We start from the raw sequence: 1355 nt of genomic DNA, 5'->3' as shown, positions 1-1355 counted from the left end.
TCGCGCATCGCCTTGCACATCGCGATCATCGGACGCGAGATGCCGTTGCCGAGCCACAAGGCCAGCACGATGCCCACGGCCAGCCCGCCCAACGCCATCATCAGCATCAGCTGCTGGGTTTCAAGGATGGTGCTATTGGCGCTCGTCTCGATGCGTTGCTGGTCGGCAGTCAGATCCGAACGCAGATCGGCCGAGAGCTTGAGGATCGTCGCCGCGGTCTTGGTCATCTCGCCGTTCAGCTTGACGATGACTTTCACATTTTCGGTCAGCTTTGCGAACGAGGCCCGGTACTGTTTCAAGAGATCGCCGATCTCCTTGACGCGGTCCGTGATCTTCTGGTCATTCGCGTAGATGGAAACCAGCAGCGTTTCCAGGAACTTGATGCGGGCGATCACGCCGTCGGCCGTCTTCGGCTCCGGCTTGGCCACGAAGGCGCTGACCGAAGTTGAGACTGCCAGATATTGCGAGGTCACGTCCTTGGCCGTGCTCTGGACCGAGTTTAGGCCCGCCAGTGCTGCGGTATCGGCGAGATCGTCGAATTTGAAGCGGATCTTGTTGCCGACACTGTTGAGCTCGTCGGTCGCGATCTTGTTGTTCTCGCGCGTCAGCTTGATGATCTCGCTGAAGACTTTCGTGAAGCTCTGGAATTCGGTCTCGAGCTTGCCGACCTGCTCGCGTCGGGCGGCGCCGGTCGTGGCGGCCATCGACTTGGCGATCGCGCTCTTCAGATTACCTTCAGCGGCCTTGGCTGCGGTCTCGTCATCCGCCGCGCCGGTCAGGGTATAGGCCCGTGCCAGCCCTTGATAAGCGATCAGCTCACGATCGACCGTCCGCGCCAGATCGGCTTCCGCTACGCTGATGCGGTAGGACGCCACGGCGCCTGCGATTCGCTCGAAGCCGAAATAGGCAAACGCCATGCTGACGGCGAGGATGGCGAGCACCGCCACGAACCCGAGGATGATTTTTGCGCGAAAACGCAGCGTTGGCAGCTTCGATTTGCTCGACGTGGACTTCACCGACATTCCCCCACCCCATTCCATTCGCGGAAAACCAGGCGCAGCCCGGAAGCAGCCCGCTTCCCGGCTCCTCTGCACGTTATCGGGCAAAGGATAAGCTGTGGTAAATTTGTGGCGCCTCAACTACCGGTTAGGTGATGCGGACAATCGTTAAGGCGCGCCTTATCGCGCCGTTACAAATCGATTGCTGCCCCCATCTCCGCTGGAGGCGAGAGGGCGGAGGCCGGGGAGGAGGCCGCGAGCTTACGCGGCCCTGATCGTCGCCATGAAGCGGTCGAGCTCGGCGCGCAGGCGGGTGCTCTCGCTCGACAGGGTCTTGGCCGAATTGAGCACCTCTTC

1 pseudogene is annotated in these 1355 nt (G+C 61.3%); it reads right to left on the bottom strand.

The window, feature by feature from the left end:
- Positions 1 to 1022, bottom strand: a pseudogene (locus K408_RS0136730) (methyl-accepting chemotaxis protein); the annotation flags it as partial.
- Positions 1023 to 1355 lie beyond the last annotated feature (333 nt).

Source organism: Bradyrhizobium sp. in8p8, assembly GCF_000426845.1.
Classification (GTDB): domain Bacteria; phylum Pseudomonadota; class Alphaproteobacteria; order Rhizobiales; family Xanthobacteraceae; genus Bradyrhizobium; species Bradyrhizobium japonicum_C.
This window is presented reverse-complemented; position numbering and strand designations above follow the sequence as displayed.